Consider the following 22039-nt stretch of genomic DNA (forward strand, 5'->3'; position numbering starts at 1 on the left):
ATTCGCCGGTCGACTAACGGAAGCTGGGGGCGGGGACCTTCTCGCCGTCGATGCTCACCGTCGGCAGGATCTTCCTGAACTCTTCGTCCGCTTCGGTGTTCGACTTCAGGGTGCGCATCTCGATGGAGAGACTGACGAGGCGCCCATTGATCTTGTACCCCGTCTGGACACCGTAGGCCATGGTGGGCTGCTGATCGATGGCAAGGATCTCGGTGGCACCGAGTACCGCCTGATAGCTCCAGTACTCACCGGCGCTGAGCGAACCGGTCCTCTCGGCCAGGACCTGAGAGTCCTGCTTCGAAAAGCTGAACTTTCTCTTCTGGTCGACGACTTCCTGCGCGCTGTCGCTGTATTCGTCGTTGCAGCTGATCATGAAGACGTCTGAACTCGTCGAGCCGTCGGAGCGAGAGTAGATATGGAACTGGTCCGTGCTGCCGGTGCTGCCTGTCCAATCGTCTCCGAGCGCGAAGGAGACCTCCACGGGACAGGTGCCGCCGAGGGTGACCGTCTCCTTCTTCATCCCCTCGGGAATCCCGCCCTCGGTGGGTTCGCTCGTGGGTTCGGAGCCGGCGGTCTTCTGCACGCCGACCCTGACGGGGCCCGATGACGTGTCCTCGGTGCGGATCTGCAGGACCGAGCATCCGCTGAGGAGGACGGTCAGCGCGAGGGCTCCGGCGGCCGCGGCACGCCGCGTTCCTGCTGAGGGGCCGGCCCCGGTCGTTCGTTTCGGGGTGCCGGCATTCTCCGAGGCGGTCGCGCGGCCCGATCCGAATGTGCGCTTCGGGACACCGACGGTGTTCTTCGGACGCAGAGGGATCACCGCTGCTCACCCTGATCTCGCCGCTTCGGGAACCCCTCTTCCGGACCTGGCTGCTGCGGCGGGGTGTTCGGTGCGGTAGTCGGGGCGGCGCCGGGGTGTGGCGGCTGAGAGCCGGAGTTCGGCTGCGCGTTGTTGCCGAACGGCGTGGACTGCCCGACGTTCTGCGGGCCGGAGTTCGGCTGACCCCCGGAGGGCCGCTGTGGGCTGGAGTTCGGCGGCCCCCCGGAGGGCTGCTGTGGGCCGGAGTTCGGCTGGCCGGTGTAGGGCTGCGGCTGACTGCCGTACTGAGGCTGCTGCCCGAAATTCTGGGGGCCGCCGTTCGGCTGCCCGCCATAGGGCTGTTGGGCCCCGGGAATCGGCTGGCCATAGCCCTGCCCGCCCGGCTGGCTGCCGCCCGGCTGGCTGCCGCCCGGTGGCTGCTGTCCGTTGTTCGGCTGGCTGATGCCGGGCTGACTGCCAAAGGGCTGCTGTGGTCCCGAATTCGGCTGGCTGCCGATCGGTGGCTGCTGACCGTTGTTCGGCGCACCGTTGTTCGGCTGGACGGGCTGCGGGTTCTGCCCGCCGCCCGGACCGCCGCGCGGCGGCTTGAACTGCGAATGCTGGCCGGAGTCCGGCGGCAGACCGCCGGAGACGGACTCGCCCGTGGTGCGATTGACCAGCGCCCCGTCGATGCGTTCGAGACGACGCTTCGACGTCCGCCTCGGCGTGCCGAGGATCCGCCCGTCGAGTTCGTCCTGGTTCGGCTGGCGCGGCGGCAGGAACCCGGGTGCCTGCTGCGCATCCGCCTGCTGCACCGGCTGCACAGCATGCGATCCGGCGGCCACCCGGTCCATGTGCTCGGACATCTGCGGCACGGTCACCGGCGCGGCATCGGCGAGTACCGGCAGGACCATGCGCACCGAGGTGCCGACACCCTCCTGGCTGAACAGCTGCACTGACCCACCATGGCGGGTGACGATCGCCCGCACCAACGACAGCCCCATTCCCGAACCGGCGACGGCGCGTACCCGCGAGCCGCGGGAGAGTTCGTCCCAGACGCCCTCCTGCTCGGCCAGAGGGATTCCGCTTCCCGTATCGGCCACCTCGACGACGACCCACCGGTGGCCGTCGATGATCTGTTCGTTGGCCCGCAGCTCGACGACCTCGGCCTGCGACGAATACTTGAGCGCATTGCCCAGAAGATTGAGGATCGCGGTGAGCAGCAGGTCCTCTTCACCGGCGACGTCCGGCAGCCGCCACGGCGCCCGAGCGACCGTGGCCACGATCATCCGATCCTCGGCGCCGGGCGCGGTCGAGGCGTCCTCGACGGCCTGATGGATGAGCGCGTCGAGGTCGACGCGGGCGTATTCGATGATGCGGGTCTCGACATCGGCGAGCTTGCGCAGATCGGCGAGCAGACGCGCCACCCGCCGCGAGGACACGTCGACCTGCTTGGCGGCCGGCTCCACCTCCGACAGGGTTCCCCCGTCGCGGACGACCTCGCGGATGCTCGCCGCCGAGGTGCGCAGCGCCGTGAGCGGGTTCTTCAGCTCGTGGTCGAGACGAATGAGCATGCGATTCCGCTTCGTCATCGAGTCCTCGGCGGCCGCGGTCTCGATGGACTCCCGCAGCGCCGCCTCCCGCTTCTGCAGAGAACGCCATGCGAACCATGCGCCGACGGCGAGACCGGCGAGCACGAGGACGATCAGGAGCAGGAACAGCCAGACCTGGATCTCGACAACGAGGAAATTCGTCATACGTGCCTCTGGCCGTCCTCTCCGCGGACCTCACCGACGAAGCGGTATCCACGGCCCTGCACGGTGGCAATCCACCGCGGTTCGGCGGCATCCTCGCCGAGCACCCGTCGCAGCTCTGCGACTCGGGAGTCGACGGCGCGAGTGCCCACGGCCTCCTCGAAGCCCCACAGGACCTCGAGCAGTCGGGAGCGTTCGATGAGCTCCTCCTTGTGCACCATGAGGTACTCGAGCAGAGTGAAGCCCTTCGGCGTGATGACGAGTTCGCGCTGCCCCAGCCACGCCCGCCGGCCGACGCGGTCGACGCGCAGCCCGAAGCTCGACACGAGCACAGGAGCCGTCGCCAGAGGGGGTCCGTCATTGCGGGTACGTCTGAGCACCGCGCGGATGCGAGCGACGAGCTCATGCGGGTCGAAGGGTTTGTTGAGGTAGTCGTCGGCGCCTTCCTCGAGCGCCATCGCCCGCTCGACGCCCTCCCCGACCTGAGTCAGCAGCAGCACCGGAACCCAGTTCTCCTCCTGCCGCAGACGCCTGAGCACCTGTCGGCCGTCGGCTCCGGGCATGAGCACGTCGAGCACGCAGACATCGGGTCTGTGCCGGTGGATCTCATCGAGAGCCAGCAGTCCGTCGCTGGCCGGCAGGACCCGGAAGCCTGAGCGTTCGAGGAACGGCACCACCGCCCCGAGGACGTCGGGCTCATCATCGGCGACTAAGACGAGTGGTTGGGGCTCGCTGTGATTGTCAGTCGTCATGGTGGTCTGGTCCGGTTCCTCTCTGGCGTTCCCAAGCAAGCTCTCGGGCCTCAGCACGATCGACCGCCTCGGCGAGTTCGTCTCGGTACAGCATAGAACGACGCAGGTGCTTGGTGCGATAGCCGGCGCGGCCGACCATATGCGTGGCGACGGGGATCGTCACCAGCTGGAAGGAGATGATGATCGCCAGCGTCGTCACCGTCGCCCATGTCGGGAACTGGATCGCGACCCCGACACACACGAGCGTCAGGCCCAGGACCTGCGGTTTCGCACTCGCGTGCATGCGGGAGAGCAGATCCCCGAAGCGGACGAGTCCGACCGCGGCGGCCAAGGACAGGACCGCGCCGAGGAGGATGAGCACTGCCGAGATGATGTCAAGAACCATTGTTCTGCCCTTCCCCGGAGGTCTCGTCCGTGTCCGTCGGAGCCTTGTCCGTGTCCGTCGGGGTCTCGCCAGTGCCCGTCGAGGCCCCGCCGGCGTCCGTCGAGCCCCGGCTCATGTGCTCGGCATCATCGGGACCGGGATCGGGTCCCGTGCCCTCGCCCTCCCCGTCGACGTCGGCGTGGGGGTCGTAGGTCGGGTCCTCGATCTCGGTGACCTCATCGGTCACCGGACCCGCGGCCTGCGACGATGCGGACCGCGCCCCCGCCTCGGCGGTGGTGTCCTCACCCTGCGCAGACTCACCGTCCGCAGCGGAGTCCCGCTCACCGGGCCCCTGCTCACCGGCATCCGACGGTGTCTCATCGCGGGCGTCCCGCGGCATGTGCCAATCGGTGCTGGAGAAATCGGACAGCGCACCCGCCTCGGCGCCGGGAGTCATCGAATCGGACTTCGAGACGTACCGGGACACGCTCACGGACCCGACGAATCCGAGCATCGCGAGCACGATGAGCACCGGCAGCAGGTCCGTGCGGTCAGACAGCGCCATGTACCCGCCGAGACCGCACATGATCGAGGCCAGCACCACGTCGGTGCCGATCATGCGATCGAGGATCGAGGGCCCGCGGACGATGCGATAGAGCGCGAGGACCACCGAGGCGGCCAAGAGCAGCGAACCGGCGACGATGAGGATGTCGAGGACGATCTGACTCATTCTGATCCTCCCGCGGTCTCGCCGAGCGGATCCGGACGCGACCGCAGCGCGGCGAGGTCACGATGCGAACCGAGCGTGCGGATGAGCAGCTCCTCGATGTGATAGACCTGCGCCTTGGCCCTGCGCACCTTCTCCTCCGAATCGCAGTCGAGGAAGTGCAGGTAGAGGATGCCCATCGACCGATCACTGTCGATGATGATCGACCCGGGGATGAGGCTGGCGGTGTCGGCGATGAGCGTGAGCACGAGATCCGAGCTCGTGCGCAGATCGCAGGCGACGACCGAACCGGCACCGACGGCGCGGGGCCGGAACGCGTACCACGCGACCTCGATCGAGGCGTAGAGCACCGAGTAGATGAACCACAGGCCGAAGACCAGCGCATGCCAGACATTGAACCGGCCGGAGAGCACCACCGGCGGCAGGTAGAAGACGCGGGTGACGAGGAACGCGACCACGATGCCCGAGACCACGGTGATCGCCGTGACCGAATCCCACAGCATCAGCCACAGCAGGATGAGGGAGATGAGCAGCACGAGCTGCTGGACGAACCCTCTGCCGCGGCTCATCCGCGGTCGGGTCGGGCCGGCGGGACGGCTCAGGCGCGTCGATCGTCTCGGACTCATCAGCTCTCATCTCCGAGCACGTTGGAGACGTAGTCGAGCGGGGTCTGCAGATTCTCGGCCGCCCGTTCCGCCATCCCCCACAGCGGTTCGGCCGCGACCGTGAGCACGATGGAGGCGATGACGATCACCGAGGTGGCCACCACCATGGCAGGGGGCACGCCGATCTGAGACTTCCACTTCTTCCCGGCCAGCAGCGTCTTCTTCCGGTCGGCGAACTCGTCGACGAGGTCCGCATTCGGCTCCTCGACGTCGGCGGGGTCGCGCCAGAAGGCGAGGTTGAAGGTACGGCCGATGACGTAGAGGGTGAGCAGGCTCGTCAGGGCGCCTGCGACGATGAGGACCGTCGGCAGCCACGCGTGGTCGTCGAAGCCGGCGAGGAACAGCGCGACCTTGCCGATGAAGCCGGAGAACGGCGGAATGCCGGAGAGATTGAGGGCCGGGACGAAGAACATGATCGTCAGTACTGGAGAGAGCACCATGAGTCCGCCCAACGACCGCGTCGAGGTGGACCCGCCGCGCATCTCCACGAGCCCGATGGCCAGGAACAGTGCGGTCTGGACGATGATGTGGTGGAGCGTGTAGTAGATCGCCGCGGACAGGCCCACGCTCGTGCCCAGAGCCACACCGAAGAGCATGTAGCCGATGTGGGAGACGAGGGTGAAGGACACGATCCTCTTGATCTCCGACTGCGCGATCGCACCGAGGATGCCCACGAGCATCGTCAGTCCCGCCGCGATGAGCAGCGGCACCCGCAGGGAGGAATCGGCGAACAGCAGCGTCTCGGTCCGGATGATCGCGTAGATGCCGACCTTCGTCAGCAGTCCCGCGAACACCGCGGTGACCGGGGCCGGAGCCGTCGGGTACGAGTCGGGCAGCCAGAACGAGAGCGGGAAGATCGCGGCCTTGATGCCGAAGCCGAGCAGCAGCAGCACGTGGAGGATCATCTGCACATCGGCGGGCAGGTCGGAGATCCGCTCGGACAGCTGCGCCATGTTCACCGTGCCGGTCGCGGCGTAGATGATGCCGATCGCGGTGAGGAAGATGACCGAGGACACGAGAGAGATGATCACGTAGGTCACGCCCGCCCGGATCCGTTCGGCCGTCGCACCGAGGGTGAGCAGAACATACGAGGCGACGAGGAACATCTCGAAGCCGACGTAGAGGTTGAACAGGTCGCCGGCGAGGAAGGAGTTCGCGATGCCCGCGCACAGCACCAGATAGCTGGGGTTGAACACGGAGATCGGGGTCTCGTTCGAGTCGTCGTTCGCGTCCTGGCTCAGAGCGTAGACGAGCACGCACAGAGTCACCAGCGAGGAGACGATGAGCATGAGCGCGGAGAGCCTGTCCGCCACGAGCACGATGCCCGCCGGCGGCTCCCACCCGCCGATGGCCACGACCTGCGGCCCGTGAGCGTCGACGCCGAAGAGCACGACCGTGGCGATGACCATGACCGCCAAGAGGATCGCGATCGACACGACGTTCTGCGCCTTCGTGTACTTGGACAGGACGAGCGTGATGCCGGCGCCGATGAGCGGCAGCAGAACCGGCAGCGGAATGAGGACGGGCAGGAGATCGATCATGCGTCATCCCCCTTCGTGCCCTTGGCGTCGTTGGTGTCCTTCGCTTCCTCGGTGTCCGTCGCTACCTCGGCATCCGTCGCTTCCTTGGCGTCCTTCGCTTCCTCGGCGGCCTCGGCCTCGTTCGCACTGTGCGCGTCCGTCTGGGAGTCCACGACCGCCTCGGCGATGGCATCGGCCTGGGCCGGGTTCGGAGCATCGTCGATCTCCCCGGCGATCTCTTCCCTCTCATCGGGGGTGCCGTCGTCGTCGAGGTCGACGGCACCCCTGATCGGGGACTCCGCCTCGTCACCGAACTCGGTGTCGTCGTAGTCGGTGCTCGCCTCCGCCTCGGAGTCGATGACCTTGGTGATCGCGACCTGGAGGTCGGCGTCGTCGTCCTGCAGCGAATCGGCGCGCATGAGCCTCCAGGAACGGTAGATCATCGCCAGCAGGAACGCGGTCACGGCGAAGGTGATGACGATTGCGGTGAGGATGAGGGCCTGCGGCAGCGGGTCGGACATGCCCTCCGTCGACAGGTTCTTCCCGTCGGTCAGCGGCACCGAACCGCGGCCGGCGGTGAGGATGATGAGCAGATTCGCGCCGTTGCCGAGCAGGATGAAGCCGAGCAGGACACGGGTCAGCGACCGCTCGAGCATGAGGTAGATGCCGGCGGCGAAGAGGACGCCCATGGCCAGGACCATGACGAAGGGCATGCTCACAGTCGACCTCCTTCCGCACCGTTGTCGACGTCGAGTTCGTTGACCCGATCCATGATCACCGACACGGCTCGGTGTTCGGCCGTGGTGCCCATGTTCTCGGAGAAGCTGACGTTGTCGTGGATGCGGTGGGCCAGCATCGCCTCGTCGCGCTCCTGGTGCAGGTCGACTTCGGCGCCGAGCGAGCGGAGGATGTCGAGCATGAGGCCGATGACGATGAGGTAGACGCCGATGTCGAAGAAGGTCGAGGTGCCGAAGGACAGGTGTCCCAGCAGCGGCAGATCACCTTCGAGGTAGACGGAGTCGAAGACGGTCTCGCCCCACACCCAGCCGCCGATGACGGTGAGCACCGCCGTGACCAGGCCGGTGCCGAGCATCCCGGACGGGGTGAAGGGGGCCGCCTCGGCGAGTTCGTACTTGCCTCCGGCCAGATAGCGCACGACGAGCGCGAGCCCGGCGACGAGGCCGCCGGCGAATCCGCCGCCGGGGTCGTTGTGACCGGCGAAGAGGAGGTAGACGGAGAAGACCATGACGGCGTGGAAGATCAGACGTGCGGTCACCTCGAGGATGATCGAGCGGTTGCGCGGGGCCAGGGTGCGTCCGGCGATGAGCCAGGACACGCGCTTCTGCGACAGATCCTCACGTCCGGGGTTGTGGATGTCGGCGACCTCTTCGGCCACGGGCTGGAAGCGGACCCGGCCGGCCGCCTCGGTGCCGTCCTTCTTCCGTTCGAAGCGGTGGAGGTGACCCTCGCGACCGCGGACGAAGATGAGGCCGGCGATCCCGGTTCCCGCAGCGACGAGCACGGAGATCTCACCCATCGTGTCCCACGCGCGGATGTCGACGAGGGTGACGTTGACGATGTTCTTGCCGTGGCCGAGTTCGTAGGCGAGCTGACCGAAGTCGACCGAGACCGGATCGGACACGCGCACGCCCGCGGCGATGAGGACCACCAGCATCATCGTGATGCCCACGGCACCGCCGATGATCGCCCGCCAGGCCGGGGTGAAGCGGCCGGTGGACTCGCCGATGCGGGCCGGCAGGCGACGGAGGACGAGGACGAAGACGACGATCGTGATGGTCTCGACGAGTACCTGCGTCAGCGCGAGGTCGGGTGCTCCGACGAAGGCGAAGTAGGCGACCATCGCGTATCCGGAGATGCCGGTGACGACGACCGCGGTGAAGCGCTTCCGCGCTCTCGTCGCCGAGATCGCGACGATGATGAGCACGGTCGCGACGATGAAGTCGAGCGGGGTGTCGGAGAGGTGGAAGTCGATGTTCCAGGTGTCGTTGGAGATGACGGCCAGACCGACGCCGGCGACGAGGACGAGGTAGACCACGGCCTGATAGAACGGCAGCGAACCGCGCTGGGTGCGAGCGGTGACCCACAGCGCCAGGGCCTCCATCCAGCCGATCGACTTCCGATAGAGCTCGTGGAAGTCGATGCCCGACGGCAGCGTCGACTGCACCTTCGCGAACGGGCGGCGCAGCACGAAGAGCGCGAGGCCTGCGGCGATCGTGACGGCGGAGAATGCGAGTGCCGGTTCGAGACCGTGCCACAGTGCCAGGTGGTAGTGCCCGTCCTCGGCGGACACCGCCGGCAGGGAGTCGGTCCACGCGGAGAAGTAGCCGTCGAGGAGGCCGGCCCCCGGCCCCAGGGCAAGAGTCATCGCGGTGAGGATGAGCGGAGCGACGACGAGGGTGACCTTCTCGTCGCGGCGAGCGATGGCGTCGACTCCAGGCTTCGAGGAGAACGCTCCCCAGACGAAGCGCGCCGAGTAGGCGACCGTGAGGATCGAGCCGATCATGATGCCGATGAACGCGATGACCGAGGTCTTGTCCGGGGAGGCCAGCAGCGTCGAGTACGCGGCCTCCTTCGCAGCGAAGCCGAGCATCGGCGGCAGTCCCGCCATCGAGGCGGCCGCGATCGTCGCACACACGGCGACGACGGGGAAGGCCTTCCACCCGCCGGAGAGCTTCGTCAGATCACGGGTGCCGGCACGGTGGTCGATGATGCCCACGCACAGGAACAGGCAGGACTTGAACAGCGCATGGGCGATGAGCAGGCCCAGGGCCGCCTTTGTGATGTCCGGGGTCCCGAACGAGGCCATGGTGGTGAGGAAGCCCAGCTGGGAGACGGTGCCGAAGGCCAACAGAAGTTTGAGGTCGGTCTGCTTGAGCGCCTGCCACCCGCCGATGAACATCGTCAGCAGGCCGAGGGTCAGCAGCGTCTCGGTCCACCCCGGGACGTGGTGGTATCCGGGCGCCAGCCGCAACACGAGGTAGATGCCGGCCTTGACCATGGCGGCGGCGTGGAGGTAGGCGCTGACCGGGGTGGGCGCGGCCATGGCGCCGGGCAGCCAGAAGTGGAACGGCATTAGCGCCGACTTCGAGATCGCGCCGATGAGGATGAGGATGACCGCGCTGATGATGATCGGACCGGTGTCCATGCCCTGCTGAGCGCGATCGATGAGCGTGGAGATCCGGCCGGTGCCGGTGGCTGTGATGAGCATGATCATGCCCACGAGCATGGCCAGGCCGCCGGCGGTGGTGACGATGAGCGCCTGCAGGGCGGCCTGACGGGAGCGGCGCCGGGACTGGTTGTGGCCGATGAGCAGGTACGAGAAGACCGTGGTGCCTTCCCAGAACAGGTAGAGCATGAGGAGCTCGTCGGCGACGACGAGTCCGTACATCATCGCAGCGAAGGCCATGAAGATGCCGGCGAAGCGGGCCAGGCCCGGTTCGTCGGGCGGGAAGTAGCGGGCGCAGTAGACGAAGACGAGGGTTCCGACGCCGGTGACGAGCAGACTCATCACCCAGGAGAGGACATCGAGACGGAACACACCCTCAAGTCCCAGCGCCGGCAGCCAGTCCATCGACTCGACAAGGGGGTGGGCAACGGGCCCGAAGAGGTCGCCGATCTTCGACAGGCTGAAGATCAGTCCCGCCAGGGGAACGAGGGCGAGGAAGAAGAAGCCGTTGCGGCCGAGGAGGCGGATCAGGGGGTAGGCAATGACAGACGCGCCGAAGAAGGCACCTGTCATGGCTAACACCGGCAGCCACCTCCGTCATATGCCTGAATGCGGGAAAGGTCCGTGACCTATTTTTGCACGGACGGACATTGTTTCCCCAATCAGAAACCGTCTGATATGGGGGCGATTCGCCCGTCATGACGGGGCTCGCACCTGGGGTGACGCCGAGGTTGGGCGACGTTCGGCGCGACCGGATCGGGAGGTTGCGACGTCCAGGTAAGGGAGGCAGCCGTCACCGGTTCGAAACTGCTGTCGAGCTCAGTCGCGGAGCTGAGAAACTCACTCATCCGGCCGGCGAAGTTCACTCGCGCAGCTGGCGACTGGTGACGAGGAAGCCGTTCTCATCGAGCCCGATCCCATCGCAGCCGACGAGGAGCTCGGCCCCGATGGCATCGGTCAGCCGGGCGACTTCGCCGCGCATCCGCCGGAACCGCCGGCTCTGGTCGGGCCGGTAGCGCCGGGACTCGGTGTCCATCCAATGCACGTGGTACTCGATCTGCGGAGCGTCCGAGTGCGCGGCGATGATCGGCGGCACCCATTCGGCCTCCATCACACGGATCTCGAGGCTGCCCGCGCTCTCGGCGATGTCTCCGAGCGGCACGAGCAGCGCATAGCCGTCGAGGACGACCGGAGCCGAGGGGTCGAAGAGCGGATCGTCGATGCTCGCCTGTGCCAGCACATCCTCGTCGGGGGTGGGCAGCGCCTGCTGGAAGGCGTGCGGGGCATGCCGGCGCACGAACTCCAGCGCCACCGCCGGTTCGAGCCAGTACGGCGAGTAGAGGTAGAGGTCGACCTTCGCGTCGGGGTCGGGAATGATCACGCGGGTCGGCAGATCGACCTCATCGGCCAGGCGCAGCCCCGTGTGCAGGCGGGAGGCGATGGACAGGAAGAGGCTGAGCATCCGCTCCTCCTCCCGGTCGGGCATCCCCGCCGGGAAAGCCTCATGGAGCCCGTCCGCATCGGCGTGCCAATCCGGCGGCGGGGTCGGCTGACGGTCGCGGGGGCAGTCGATGACGACGGCGTGCCGGGCCCAGTCGGGAACGTCGAGAGCGGCGACGTCGGCAGGTTCGAGGTCGACCCCGATGCTGAGCCGGGAGTGCCGACTCAGCCGCATCTGCCCGTGTTCGTCGAGGCGCGGCTGCAGGTCGGGAAGCTTGTTGTGGATGAGCGCGAGGACATCCGAGACCTCGACTTCGTCATCGAGGAGCAGGAGGTGGAATCCCCGCAGATCCGCCGAGGTGGCCGTCTCCGCAGGTGCGGATCCGCCGCGGGCGCCGTAGCCGGGCCTGCCCGTCGACGGCATCCCCGTCCGCCGCCTGCTCGCGGCAGAATCGGAGACGTCGGGCGGCTGGGTGTGGTCACGACCGGCAGGAATGGAAGGGCGGCCGGGGTCTGCGACACCATGGTCGGCAGGAATACCGGCACCGTCAGGGTCGGCGATGCCAGAGCCGACGGCGCCGGTTCCAGTTCGGTCAGGGACGTCCGAGTCAGGTCCGGCATAGTGAGGGCCGGCGTAGCGCGCGCCGTCGGCCTGTTCGCGGGCGGCGCGTTCGGCGGCTTCGCGTTGGAGCCGCAGTTCGCGGCGAGTGATCACATGCCCCTCCGGTAGAAGTTGAGGTGCGATCGGGAGGCCGTGGGGCCGCGCTGCCCCTGGTACCGGTTGCCGGTAGCTGCCGAACCGTAGGGGTTGAGCGCCGAGGAGCTGAGGCGGAAGAAGCACAGCTGCCCGATCTTCATGCCCGGCCACAGAGTGATCGGCAGGGTCGCGACGTTCGAGAGCTCGAGGGTCACGTGGCCGCTGAATCCCGGATCGATGAATCCGGCGGTCGAGTGGGTGAGCAGCCCGAGCCTCCCCAGAGAGGACTTTCCTTCGAGGCGGGCGGCGACGTCATCGGGCAGAGTGACGAGCTCATGGGTCGAGGCCAGGACGAACTCGCCGGGGTGGAGGACGAACGGCTCTCCCGGGGCAGCCTCGACGAAGCGCGTGAGTTCAGGCTGTTCGAGGCTCGGATCGATGACCGGGTACTTGTGGTTGTCGAAGAGACGGAAGTAGCGGTCGAGGCAGACGTCGACGCTCGCCGGCTGGATCAGCGAGGGGTCGTAGGGGTCGAGGGCGATGCGACCGGAGTCGAGCTCGGCGCGGATGTCGCGGTCGGATAGGAGAGTCACGTATCCGATGGTAGTCGTTCGGGTGCCGGAGCGCTCGAAATGCTGCGCTCGAGGATCCGTGCTTGAGATGCTGTGCCCGAGCCCGGCACGGCAACCGTCCGACCAGCGCTCAGCGACCCGAAATATGAGCACCCGACAGTCGTCGGACGACGGTGAAAACGAGCAAGCCCCAGCGCGACACGCCGAATTGATGTCACAAACCGATAACGATTCACCCAAATTCTCCTGGTTTTTGCCCGTGTGTCTCCCCACAGCGACTGGTGAATGCTTTAGAGTGATGTGCTGTACGGACCCGCGCACGATGGTGCCTTCCCCTTCTTAAGCCAAGGAATGCCGGGAGTCCCATCGCCTTTCGTGGGTAGACAACAATCGAAAGGCATTACTGTGAAGACCTCGCGTCTTGTGCTTGCCCCCGCAGTAGCCGTTGCATTGACAGGTCTTGCTGGCGCCCCGGCGTTCGCGGAGACATCGTCCCCCGCTACGGTCTCTCCCACGGAGGTCTGCGCTCAGGAAGAGCAGCAGTCATCCGACGACTCCGAATCGGATTCCTCTGTTCCCGACGAATCGGATCCTCAGGCCACCCTTGCTCAGGCGCAGGTGACCCGAGACGACATCGCGGACCAGAAGAAGGGAATCGGCTTCTCCGGCACCGGATTCACCCCGGACGAGAAGGCCACCGTGACGGTCGTCGGCACCGACGGCACCGAATACGCCCCGGAGAAGAAGCTCACGGTCGACGAGAAGGGCGAGGTGTCCGGCACCTACTTCTTCTCCGTGACCGAGGGAGCGAAGGTTCCCGTCGGGAAGTACTCGCTCTACCTCACCGATCTCAAGTCGGAGAAGAAGTCCTCGAAGGTCAGCTTCGAGGTCGTCTCCAAGGCTTCCGACGTCGACAATCCCGGAAACGATGACACTCCGGGCAACAACGACGACAAGAACTGCGACTCCACCACCGCTCCGGCCGACAACGGCGACGACGCGACCGAATCGGAATCGCCGTCGCCGTCCGAGACCGGAACCGAGAAGCCCTCGGAGTCGAACACTCCGAGCCCGACCGAGACCGACGACAAGTCCGATGACAACTCGGATGACAAGTCTGACGACAAGTCCAGCGAAAGCCCGGTCAAGGGAGTCAACCCCGGCCCGGCCAAGAAGCCCACTACTGAGGCTCCGAAGCCGACCAAGACCGACGATGCCAAGGACGCCGACAACGAGGACTCCGACAAGGCCGAGGACGCCGACGACAAGACGTCCGAGGCTCCGACGACGTCCGAGGCTCCGAAGCCGACCGAGACCGACGACGCCGACGCGTCCAAGGACTCCGAGGACACCGACAAGTCCGACGACACGAAGCGGAAGGCGTCCGAGGACGACGACTCGAAGTCCGACGACGAGAAGTCCGAGGACTCAACGACCGACGAGAAGTCCGAGGACAAGGCCTCCGAGTCGACCGGACCGGCCAGCCCCGGCTCCGATGAGAAGAAGGCTCCGGCAGCTGCCAAGCAGTCTCTCTTCATCGATCCGACGGAGATCAGCTCCGAGGACTTCCTCAACAAGGGCATCAAGCTCGGCGTCAGCGGAGCCCAGCCCGGTGAGAAGATCACCATCACGGTCGAGCATGCCCAGGGCAAGGTCGATCGCTACACGATGACGAAGGAAGCCGACTCCGAGGGCAAGGCGACCTTCGGCGTCCAGGCCAAGGTCAAGGCCGTGCTCGGCACCTACAACGTCACCGCTCAGGCCGAGAGTTTCGATGAGCCCCAGGGCGGAAGCTTCACGGTGCTCACCAACGGCACCGCCGTCGACGACGGCGGCAACGGCTCCGGCAGCAACGGTGCGGGCAACGGCTCGGACTCCTCCGGAAGTGACCTGCCGCGCACCGGTGCCGAGATGACCGGCCTGGCACTCGGTGTCGGTCTGCTCGCTGTCGGTGCCGCAGCCGTCATCATCACCCGTCGGCGGATGAACGCCACCGACGACCCAGCGGAGTTCTAAGATCCGTTGAACGATGAATTGTCCCTCGCGGGGCTGCAGCTCGCTGGGCGCGAGATCGATCTCGGACGTCTGCGAGCAGGGACAATGCTTGGACTCATGGGCAGCCCGGACAGCACCACCGAGGTGGTGCTGTCCGTGGCGGCCCTGTCCCACGTCGCACCACCGCCACGCGTCCCGACCGGAGACCGGTCGGGTCGTTTGCGTGTGCGCAGCTGGATGAAGCACTATCTTCGCGACGCCGATGCCGGATCTGGGGAGGCGGCATCGGCGCAGATGACGGATGCATTGACGACGTTCGGTCTGCGGCCGGAGATACTGCGACATCGCCTGCGCGACCTCGAGGCCGCCGACCGTGCCCGCCTCACCCTCGCCGCGGCGTGGGCGAGCGGATCCCGGTGGCTGACCTTCATCGACCCGTTCGCCTCGGTGCCGGGTCACCTGCGCACGGGACTGCGGAATCGCTTCGCCGAACTCGTTCGCGACGAGGGCCGCGGAGTCGTGTTCAGCTCGAATTCGCTGACCGATCACACCATCGCCGAGGCAGGGGTGGCCGACATCGAGAAGGACCAGCTCGTCGCGCTGGGTTCCTTGGAGGAGATCGTGAGCGAACCCCGGGGTTCGCTTCCGGCCGAGCTCAGCGGCGTCAACGTCTATTCGGGTCTGGCACGCAGGGGATGGCTGTCGATCGGCCATTCGGCGGTGAAGGCCCGCACCGAACTCGACGGGAAGGTCTTCGTCACCCTCGGATGGCGTGCCGCGCTGCTGTCACTGGACGAGCACGACCCGGCGTTCACCTCGGCGACGGTGTTCGAAGCGATCATCACGGGACTGCGCGATCGCGGCTCCTGCCTGCAGGCGAAGCTGTCCCCGGTCGACACCGAGATGGGGCTCGCACTCGACGTCGACCTCGCCGACCTCGCCGGGACCGCGGGTGCTGCGCGCACCACCGACATCGACGGTGCGGCGGGCACCACCGGCTCGGCCGATGCGCCGGCTGCCGCCTCGGCGGGGTTCGGGATCCTCCATCCGGGGCTCGGCTCGACCGTCGCCGATCTGCTTGCCAACGTCAAGGTCGGCACGCATGTCTTCGTCGAGGTCGACACTTCCGCGCTGCACGCCTACGCAGTGGAGTGATGTGCGGCAGATAGACTGAATTCTGCTCAGTCCCCGCTCAGTCCCCAACCGAATCAGGAGAGCCATGCGAACCTCGCGCAAGCTTCTGATCTCGGCTCTGACAGTCATCGTGCTCACGGTCGCGGCCGTTCCCCTCCTCAACCTCACCGTCTACACGCCTGCCAGTGCCGCAGAGGCCTATATCGGCGCGCTCGAAAAGGGCGACGCCCACCGCGCATTCTCCTATCTGTCCTCCCCCACTCCGGCATCGACGCTGGCGCTGAGCAGCGAGGTCCTCTCCGCAGCTCCCGATCTGCCGCGGGAGGCGAAAGCGGAGACCGTCTCCGTCGACGGCGATCACGCGAAGGTCCGCCTCAGCTACACCCTGTCCTCACAGGAGCAGACGATCGATCTGTCCATGGTCAGGCTCCCTGCAAGCGCGGGCCTGTTCGACCGTTGGGCCATCGAGCAGAAGAAGTGGCCGACCCTGACCCTCGACGTCTCCGGGTCTTCGACGGCGACGGTCAACGGCTATGGGGTCAGCGCCGGGTCGGTGCCGGTGCTGTTCCCGGCCAGCTACCTCGTCGGGTTCGATGCGACGTATCTCAAGTCGAAGTCCGAACGCGCCGAGGTGACCGCCCCCGGTGATTCCCACACCGTGAAGCTCTCGCCCGAACCGACGGCCAAGCTCGAGGAGACCGTGACCGAGCAGGTCACCGACCACCTTGACAACTGCGTGAAATCGAAGACGCTCATGCCGGCCGGGTGCGTGTTCGGCTACGACACGGACAACGAGATCATCGGCGATGTCAGCTGGTCTCTCGAGCGGAAGCCGCAGATCAGCCTCACCGCGTCGGGCAACGACCTCGAGGTCACCCCGTCAACGGTGGAGGTCCGGATCAAGGGCCGCTACCGCGACATCGTCACCGCTGCCGAACACGATTTCGACGAGAAGCTCTCGTTCGTCCTCGGCGGCTCCGTGGTCGTGAAGCCCTCGCAGGTCAGCTTCGAACCGCGCCGCCTCGGCGATGTCTCCGTCGGGTGAATGGAGTCAGCTCGGACGGGCTCGTCGGGTGAGGTCGTATCCGGCGGGTGAGGTCGTATCCGGCGGGTGAGGTCGTCGTGTGAGGCCCCTCCCTTCCACTCGCTCGGTCCGAAAAATCAGAGCCTGGCTCGATTGTTTGGTCGTTCCACAGCGTTCTGAGCGTTCAGAACGAAGCGGATCGACCAAACAATCTTTGGAAGAGGGACTCAGGCGCCGCGGAGGTCGAGGTTGAGTTCGTTCGGCGCCGCGTCCGCGAGATCGACGGGGATGCCCCAGTCCTGCTGGTAGAGGTGGCAGGCCGCGTGCAGCGGGATCTCTCCCCCGGGCTCTCCGTCGCAGGCGGCGGCACGCGCGGTCACATGCAGCACTCCGCCGTCGAGGTCGGGGTTGATGACGATGTCGCGTCCGAGTCCTTCGGCTCCCCCGTCGCCGGAGACGATGAGCTCCGGCGGGGTCGACGAGACCTGCAGGAACGTCGGATCGCCCCAGCGGTCATCGAGTTTCTGCCCGGCCGGAACCGTGAAGCTCACGCTGATCGACACCGGCCCGGACGCGATCTGAGTCGAGGGGCGCTTCGTCGTCAGCGCGCCTTCGTCGACCTTCTGGGCGCCCTTGGGCAGCTTCACCCGGGTCAGCGCGTGGGCGGCGGACTCGACGACGAGGAGTTCGGCCTCACCTGAGGCGCCCGGTGCGGAGGCAACATCATCGGCAGCGCCGACTCCGGGGGCCGCGCCCGATGCTGAGCCAGAGCCAGTGCCGGCTTCGCCCTCACCGTCGGCCCCGGCGGCGTCGACGACGAGGATGTCCGAGGGTTCGCGCAGCCCCCGGGCCAGCGTTGTGACCTCCTCGGTGGTTGGGTCGTAACGGCGGATCGCACCGTTGTAGGTGTCGGCGATCGCGATGGACCCGTCGGGCAGGCTGCTCACTCCCAAGGGGTGCTGCAGGCGTGCCTCGGCGGCCGGTCCGTCACGGAAGCCGAAGTCGAAGAGCCCGACGCCCACCAGCGTGGAGACCACGCCGGTAGCGGGGTCGAGGCGCCGGATCGAGGAGGTCTCGGAGTCGGCGATGAGCACCCGGCCTTCCGAGTCGAGGTCGAGACCCGAGGTCTGGGCGAACCAGGCCGACTCGGCGTCTCCGTCGCTCAACCCCTCGTTCATCGTGCCCGAGAGGATGCGGATCGATCCGTCCTCGGGGTCGAAGGACCAGATGGTGTGGTTGCCGGCCATCGCCACGACCACCTCGGCGGTGGAGGGGACGAAGAGGACGTCCCACGGCGAGGACAGCTTCACATCACGCCCGGGTCCGTCGTATCGCCCGAGCTCACCGTGCTTGCCGCGGACATTGTCGATGGCGCCGACCATGTGCTGCTCGCCGGTGCCGGCGAGGGTCGTCACGGTCTCGGTCTCGAGGTCGATGCCGCGCAGGAGGTGGTTGACGGTGTCGGCGACGACGAGGCTGTAGCCGACCTTCGCGGCGAGCTCGTCGGGCAGCACCGTGATGCCGCCGGGTTCGCTGAAGGACGCCGAGTCGAAGTCGCCGTCGTCCGCGCCCCGCTCACCGGTGCCGATGCGACGGATGATGGTCTGCCCTGTTGCGTCGTATTCGACGAGGCTGTGGTGTCCGGAGTCGGCGACGAGGAGGTTGCCCGAGGGCAGCCGCGTGACTTTCCCGGGATAGAACAGGTCGGTCTCCGGTGCCGGCGGCGGCACGTAGGGGCCGTCACCGGAGTGGAGGGTGCCCTTGGCCGAGTGTTCGGTGATGAGGCCCTCGATGATCTCGGTGAGACCGGCGGCGTGCCCTTCGCCGGACATCGTCGCCACGAGGTAGCCCTCGGGGTCGATGACGGCCAGTGTCGGCCAGGCGCGGGCGGTGTACGCCTGCCACGTGATGAGGTCCGGGTCGTCGAGGACGAGGTGTTCGACCTGGTAGCGTTCGACGGCCTGGTCGACGGCCTCGACGGTGCGTTCGAACTCGAACTTCGGCGAGTGGACGCCGATGATGACGAGTTCCCGCCCGTACTTCTCCTCGAGCGGGCGCAGCTCGTCGAGGACGTGGAGGCAGTTGATGCAGCAGAACGTCCAGAAGTCGAGCAGAACGACCTTGCCGCGCAGGTCGGCCAGGGTGAGGTCCTTGCCGCCGGAGTTCATCCACCGCCGCCCGACGAGTTCGGGCGCGCGGACCTTGACGTCGCGTGTCGACGCCGTGTGCGTCGAGGCCTCGCGTGTCGACGCTGAGGATGCGACCGTCGCCGAGGCAGCCGCCGGGTCAGCGGCGGGAGCAGGGACGGTGGATTCTTCCGGGCTGGTGTTCATGCCTCAATGATCGCAGATCCATCGCCGAGGCGGCCCGGACGGTGTCATGATGTGACCGGCCCCTCGTCCCTGCTGTCACACGGGGATGAGGATCGGGTGGTCGATTCCCTCCGGCCGCACACGGCGCACGGGTTGCCCGTAGACCTCCTCGACGAGCGATTCCGTCAGTGCCTCGGCCGGCCCGCCGTCGGCGACGAGCCTTCCGTCTCCGAACACGAGGACACGGTCGGAGTACCGCAGGGCGAGGTTGAGGTCGTGGAGGACGACGACGATGGCCGCTCCGTCGCCGCGCAGCTGACGCACCGATGTCAAGAGCGATTCCTGATGCCTGAGGTCGAGGGCGGCGGTGGGTTCGTCGAGGAACACGATCGGGGTGGTCTGCACCTTCGTCCGCGCAAAGGACACCCGTGCGGCCTCACCGCCGGAGAGCGTCGTGATGTCACGGGTCTCGAAGCCGCGGAGATCGGCATCAGTGATCGCCTCGGCGACGAGCACGGCATCACGCTCGGCATCGACGTCCCAGGGCAGACGCCCCATGTGCACGGCTTCCTCGACACTGAAGGCGAAGTTCGAGCTGTTGTGCTGGAGCATCACCGACCGCATACGAGCCAGCGGTCCGGGCTTCCACTCCCCCACCTCGTCGCCGGAGATCTCCACGGACCCCCGCGTCGGGGACACGTCCCCGGACAGCAGCGAGAGCATCGTCGATTTGCCGGCACCGTTGGGACCGACGAGGGCGACGACCTCGCCGGCGCGCAGGTCGAAGGAGACCCCGGAGACGAGCTCACGGCCGTCGACGGCGAAGGTGACGTCGCGGGCGCGCACCACCACCTCGGCGGGAGTCGGTCGGGTCCCGGGATCGGGTCTCACCATGAGCTCTTCCTCATCCGCACGACCAGGAACAGGAAGAAGGGTGCCCCGACGGCGGCCGTGAAGAGTCCGATCGGAACCTCGGAGGGCGGGGCCACGACGCGGGAGGCGCAGTCGGCGGCGACGATGAGGATCGCGCCGGCGATCGCCGAGATCGGCAGCAGGCCGCGATGGCCGGGGCCGACGACGATGCGCACGATGTGCGGGACGACGAGGCCGACGAAGCCGATGGCACCGGCGAAGGCCACGGCCGCACCGGTGAGCAGCGCGGTGGCGATGATGATGGTCAGTCGGCTGCGTTTGACGTTGAGGCCGAGGTGCTGGGCCTCGCGCTCACCGAGGGTGAGGACATCGAGGGTGCGGGCGTTGAGGAGGATGATGACGAGGCCCGCGACGAAGACGGGCAGGGTCGCCCAGAACTGCGGCCAGATCACCTTCGCCAGCGATCCCATCTGCCAGAACGTCAGGGTCTGGAGCTGTTGGTCATCGGCGATGAAGGTGAAGAATCCGGTCAGCGCCTGGCACCCAGACCCGACCGCGATGCCGACGAGCAGCATCCGCGAGGTCCCGGTGTTTCGCCCGGGTCGGGCGAGGACGTAGATGAGGCCGGTCACCGCCAGTCCCGCGAGGAAGGCCCCCAGCGGCAGGAGCCAGGTGATGCTGCCGCCGGCGAGCACGATGACGCCGACGGCACCGGCAGAGGCTCCGCCGCTGACGCCGATGATCCCAGGATCGGCCAGAGGGTTGTTGAACAGGCTCTGCAGCGCCGCCCCGGAGATCGCGAGCGCGGCTCCCACGAGCACGCCCATGAGGACGCGGGGGATACGCAGCTGCCACACGACGGAGACGTCCCGCTGGCTCAGCCCGGCACCGTCGCCCAGGCCCAGCTGTGCCCAGACGATGCGGGTGACGTCGCCGAGCGGGATCCGCAGCGGTCCGACCGAGGCCGAGACGACCATGAGCAGGGCGAGGACCGCGAGCCCGATGACCACGCAGGTCAGCAGCGGCAGCCTCCTGACGCTGTGCTGTTTCTCCGCTTTCGCGGCAGCACTGCCGGTCGCCGGCGTCGACACTGGCATCTGGGATTGGTTGAGAACCTTTGCTGTCACGGCAGCTGCGCGACCGCCTCGGCGAGGGCCTGCGCACCGACACCGATCTCTGGGCTCGAGTACTTCAGCTGGGCGTCGGGCATGACGAAGATCGCCGAGTTCTGGCCGGCAGGAGTCTGGTCGAGCGTCGGGAACGCCTTCCACAGGCCGTCTTCGCCGCCCCATTTCTCGTAGTCCGATTCGGCCATGACGATGACGTCCGGCGCCGAGGCGACGATGCCCTCATTGCTGAATTCGCGGGAGTACCCGCGCAGCTTGGATTCTGCGCCCACGCTCGTGTATCCGAGCGTTTCGATCATCTCGTTTCCGGGGGTTCCGGTGCCGGCGACCGCATTCTGGCCGCCCGCGCCGGTGGCCGTGACCTCGATGATCGAGAGATCCTTCGTCCCTGATTCCTCCGCCGTGTCCGCGGCGTCGGCGAGCTGGTCGTCGACGGTCTTCGCGAGCTCCTCGCCCGCTTCGTCGGCCCCGACATAGGAGGCGACGGCCTTGAGCTTGTCGCCCTGCGACTGCTGGTCGTCCATGACGACCGCGTCGGTCCCGGCGTCGCGGAACTGCTTGGCAACGTCGCCGTGCCGTTTGACGTTGTCGCCGATGAACAGCGAGCCGTCCATCGCCAGCAGACCCTCGACGCCGGTGCTCTTACTGAACTCGAAGTGTTCCGGGGCGTCCTCGGCTTCGGGTGAGACGGCATCCTCGGGGGCGGCCGCGATCTTGTCGGCCAGGCCGAGCGCACCCAGCGTCGAGGCGACGCCGTCACCGGCGACGATGATCTTGTCGATGTCCTTGACCTCGACATCGGTGCCGGTGCCGTCTTCGACCTCGGCGGGCAGCTTCGGGTCCGCCTTGATCGCGGAGAAGTCGCTCTTTCCCGAGATCTGCTTCCAGCCCTCCGGGAGCGGGACGGAGAGTTCGGAGCCCGAGCCCTGGTCGGACGCGGAGTCATCTGCGGCTCCGGAGGATGAGCCTCCGCAGCCGACGAGTGCCAGGGCGCAGGCGGCGCCGATGAACGGCAGGACTTTTCTCATTGCTCTCCTTGAGGCGGTGCGGTGGCCGAAGGGGCTTCGGTCGGAGGCTGTGTGGCATTCGGGGTCGGC

Annotated in this window: 18 protein-coding genes; 3 read left to right on the plus strand and 15 right to left on the minus strand. The window is 67.2% G+C overall.

Annotated elements, in window-relative coordinates:
• Positions 1–13: 13 nt before the first annotated feature.
• From J9314_RS17885 to dcd, 11 genes are all read right to left on the minus strand, one after another.
• Positions 14–820, minus strand: a complete 807-nt coding sequence (locus J9314_RS17885; RefSeq protein WP_246490490.1) for a hypothetical protein — start codon at positions 818–820, stop codon at positions 14–16.
• Positions 817–2556 (minus strand): sensor histidine kinase, encoded by a 1740-nt coding sequence (locus tag J9314_RS17890; protein WP_210603645.1) that lies wholly within the window; start codon positions 2554–2556, stop codon positions 817–819. Before J9314_RS17890 ends, J9314_RS17885 begins: the two co-directional genes overlap by 4 nt.
• A complete protein-coding gene (locus J9314_RS17895; RefSeq protein ID WP_210603646.1) occupies positions 2553–3305 on the minus strand; it encodes a response regulator transcription factor in 753 nt (250 codons plus the stop codon). The genes J9314_RS17890 and J9314_RS17895 overlap by 4 nt, the downstream gene beginning before the upstream one ends.
• Positions 3295–3690 carry a monovalent cation/H(+) antiporter subunit G gene (mnhG, locus tag J9314_RS17900; RefSeq protein WP_181275116.1) on the minus strand — a complete coding sequence of 132 codons (396 nt, stop codon included), beginning with the start codon at positions 3688–3690 and terminating at the stop codon, positions 3295–3297. Before mnhG ends, J9314_RS17895 begins: the two co-directional genes overlap by 11 nt.
• Positions 3680–4399, minus strand: coding sequence for a monovalent cation/H+ antiporter complex subunit F (locus J9314_RS17905; RefSeq protein WP_210603647.1), 720 nt, complete (start codon positions 4397–4399; stop codon positions 3680–3682). The genes mnhG and J9314_RS17905 overlap by 11 nt, the downstream gene beginning before the upstream one ends.
• Complete coding sequence (locus J9314_RS17910) at positions 4396–5022, minus strand: Na+/H+ antiporter subunit E (RefSeq protein WP_210603648.1); 627 nt, start codon at positions 5020–5022, stop codon at positions 4396–4398. Before J9314_RS17910 ends, J9314_RS17905 begins: the two co-directional genes overlap by 4 nt.
• The gene (locus tag J9314_RS17915) at positions 5022–6602 is read right to left on the minus strand and encodes a Na+/H+ antiporter subunit D (protein ID WP_210603649.1); all 1581 of its coding nucleotides are present in this window, start codon (positions 6600–6602) and stop codon (positions 5022–5024) included. Before J9314_RS17915 ends, J9314_RS17910 begins: the two co-directional genes overlap by 1 nt.
• The gene (locus J9314_RS17920) at positions 6599–7294 is read right to left on the minus strand and encodes a sodium:proton antiporter (protein WP_246490772.1); all 696 of its coding nucleotides are present in this window, start codon (positions 7292–7294) and stop codon (positions 6599–6601) included. Before J9314_RS17920 ends, J9314_RS17915 begins: the two co-directional genes overlap by 4 nt.
• 2 nt (positions 7295–7296) lie before the next feature.
• Positions 7297–10341, minus strand: coding sequence for a Na+/H+ antiporter subunit A (locus J9314_RS17925; protein ID WP_210605755.1), 3045 nt, complete (start codon positions 10339–10341; stop codon positions 7297–7299).
• A 289-nt stretch (positions 10342–10630) separates the two neighbouring features.
• Positions 10631–11923: a hypothetical protein gene (locus tag J9314_RS17930; RefSeq protein WP_246490491.1), complete on the minus strand. Its 1293-nt coding sequence runs from the start codon at positions 11921–11923 to the stop codon at positions 10631–10633.
• Positions 11920–12498, minus strand: a complete 579-nt coding sequence (dcd, locus tag J9314_RS17935; RefSeq protein ID WP_210603651.1) for a dCTP deaminase — start codon at positions 12496–12498, stop codon at positions 11920–11922. Before dcd ends, J9314_RS17930 begins: the two co-directional genes overlap by 4 nt.
• 429 nt (positions 12499–12927) lie before the next feature.
• Between dcd and J9314_RS17940 the strand changes: the two genes are divergently transcribed.
• The 3 genes from J9314_RS17940 to J9314_RS17950 all read left to right on the plus strand — a co-directional run bounded on the left by J9314_RS17940 (position 12928) and on the right by J9314_RS17950 (position 16651).
• On the plus strand, positions 12928–14493 hold the full coding sequence (locus J9314_RS17940) for an LPXTG cell wall anchor domain-containing protein (RefSeq protein ID WP_246490492.1): 1566 nt from the start codon (positions 12928–12930) through the stop codon (positions 14491–14493).
• 6 nt (positions 14494–14499) lie between these two features.
• Positions 14500–15627: an ABC transporter gene (locus tag J9314_RS17945; protein WP_210603653.1), complete on the plus strand. Its 1128-nt coding sequence runs from the start codon at positions 14500–14502 to the stop codon at positions 15625–15627.
• Between the two features lie 64 nt (positions 15628–15691).
• Complete coding sequence (locus tag J9314_RS17950) at positions 15692–16651, plus strand: hypothetical protein (RefSeq protein WP_210603654.1); 960 nt, start codon at positions 15692–15694, stop codon at positions 16649–16651.
• Between the two features lie 206 nt (positions 16652–16857).
• Here the strand turns inward: J9314_RS17950 and J9314_RS17955 are convergent, their stop codons facing one another.
• The 4 genes from J9314_RS17955 to J9314_RS17970 form a co-directional block, all read right to left on the minus strand.
• Positions 16858–18963 carry an NHL domain-containing thioredoxin family protein gene (locus J9314_RS17955; protein ID WP_210603655.1) on the minus strand — a complete coding sequence of 702 codons (2106 nt, stop codon included), beginning with the start codon at positions 18961–18963 and terminating at the stop codon, positions 16858–16860.
• A 75-nt stretch (positions 18964–19038) separates the two neighbouring features.
• Positions 19039–19836 (minus strand): heme ABC transporter ATP-binding protein, encoded by a 798-nt coding sequence (locus J9314_RS17960; RefSeq protein WP_246490493.1) that lies wholly within the window; start codon positions 19834–19836, stop codon positions 19039–19041.
• Positions 19830–20912 (minus strand): FecCD family ABC transporter permease, encoded by a 1083-nt coding sequence (locus J9314_RS17965; RefSeq protein ID WP_246490494.1) that lies wholly within the window; start codon positions 20910–20912, stop codon positions 19830–19832. Before J9314_RS17965 ends, J9314_RS17960 begins: the two co-directional genes overlap by 7 nt.
• A 26-nt stretch (positions 20913–20938) precedes the next feature.
• Positions 20939–21970: a heme/hemin ABC transporter substrate-binding protein gene (locus J9314_RS17970; RefSeq protein WP_210603656.1), complete on the minus strand. Its 1032-nt coding sequence runs from the start codon at positions 21968–21970 to the stop codon at positions 20939–20941.
• Between the last annotated feature and the right edge of the window lie 69 nt (positions 21971–22039).

The sequence above is a fragment of the Brevibacterium oceani genome, from assembly GCF_017948325.1.
GTDB classification, from domain to species: Bacteria; Actinomycetota; Actinomycetes; order Actinomycetales; family Brevibacteriaceae; genus Brevibacterium; species Brevibacterium oceani.

What these genes read in the sequence shown, in the direction of transcription:
- J9314_RS17925 (WP_210605755.1), bottom strand. Translation starts at nt 10,341, where the DNA reads ATGACAGGTGCCTTCTTCGGCGCGTCTGTCATTGCCTACCCCCTGATC.
- J9314_RS17920 (WP_246490772.1), bottom strand. Translation starts at nt 7,294, where the DNA reads ATGCCCTTCGTCATGGTCCTGGCCATGGGCGTCCTCTTCGCCGCCGGC.
- J9314_RS17910 (WP_210603648.1), bottom strand. Translation starts at nt 5,022, where the DNA reads ATGAGTCCGAGACGATCGACGCGCCTGAGCCGTCCCGCCGGCCCGACC.
- mnhG (WP_181275116.1), bottom strand. Translation starts at nt 3,690, where the DNA reads ATGGTTCTTGACATCATCTCGGCAGTGCTCATCCTCCTCGGCGCGGTC.
- J9314_RS17905 (WP_210603647.1), bottom strand. Translation starts at nt 4,399, where the DNA reads ATGAGTCAGATCGTCCTCGACATCCTCATCGTCGCCGGTTCGCTGCTC.
- J9314_RS17965 (WP_246490494.1), bottom strand. Translation starts at nt 20,912, where the DNA reads ATGCCAGTGTCGACGCCGGCGACCGGCAGTGCTGCCGCGAAAGCGGAG.
- J9314_RS17955 (WP_210603655.1), bottom strand. Translation starts at nt 18,963, where the DNA reads ATGAACACCAGCCCGGAAGAATCCACCGTCCCTGCTCCCGCCGCTGAC.
- J9314_RS17890 (WP_210603645.1), bottom strand. Translation starts at nt 2,556, where the DNA reads ATGACGAATTTCCTCGTTGTCGAGATCCAGGTCTGGCTGTTCCTGCTC.
- J9314_RS17970 (WP_210603656.1), bottom strand. Translation starts at nt 21,970, where the DNA reads ATGAGAAAAGTCCTGCCGTTCATCGGCGCCGCCTGCGCCCTGGCACTC.
- J9314_RS17950 (WP_210603654.1), top strand. Translation starts at nt 15,692, where the DNA reads ATGCGAACCTCGCGCAAGCTTCTGATCTCGGCTCTGACAGTCATCGTG.
- J9314_RS17895 (WP_210603646.1), bottom strand. Translation starts at nt 3,305, where the DNA reads ATGACGACTGACAATCACAGCGAGCCCCAACCACTCGTCTTAGTCGCC.
- J9314_RS17960 (WP_246490493.1), bottom strand. Translation starts at nt 19,836, where the DNA reads ATGGTGAGACCCGATCCCGGGACCCGACCGACTCCCGCCGAGGTGGTG.
- J9314_RS17915 (WP_210603649.1), bottom strand. Translation starts at nt 6,602, where the DNA reads ATGATCGATCTCCTGCCCGTCCTCATTCCGCTGCCGGTTCTGCTGCCG.